Genomic DNA, 505 nt, shown 5'->3' with positions numbered 1-505 from the left:
CCCTAGCCAACGTGGCTCCTCTACGTACCCAAGCTCTCTTCGACACGGGATATCTAGGCTCGAAAAGTTACCGGATCCCATCGCTCATCAGACTTGATTCCGGAAGCTTCATCGCCGGGGCAGACCAACGTGTCAGCATTGCCAACGACAGCCCCAACGACATCAATTTCGTCATCCGTCGCAGCGAAGACGGTCGTCGGTGGGACGAGGCCCAGATAGTCCTCGAGTATCCCGGCGAGGGCGCCCTCGGAGCATCGGTTATCGACTCAGTTCTGTTCCAAGACCACAACTCGGGGCGCGTGTTCTGCTTGATCGACCAGTTCCCGGGTGGCGTGGGGCAGCCTAACGCCGAACCAGGGTCGGGCTTCGATGAGCAAGGTCGGCAGCTTCTGTTCGATCGCGATGCAACCGCCTACGTCATCGATGCAGAAGGCATCGTAACAACCGAGTCGGGGGAACCCACGGACTACACCGTTGACGAAACCGGAAACGTCTTCGCAGCCGG

Annotated in this window: 1 pseudogene; it reads left to right on the top strand. The window is 59.4% G+C overall.

Annotated features, from left to right (window positions below):
• Positions 1 to 505, top strand: a pseudogene (locus Q8791_RS31800) (hypothetical protein); the annotation flags it as partial.

Source organism: Nocardiopsis codii (genome assembly GCF_036327455.1).
GTDB lineage: Bacteria > Actinomycetota > Actinomycetes > Streptosporangiales > Streptosporangiaceae > Nocardiopsis > Nocardiopsis codii.
This window is presented reverse-complemented; position numbering and strand designations above follow the sequence as displayed.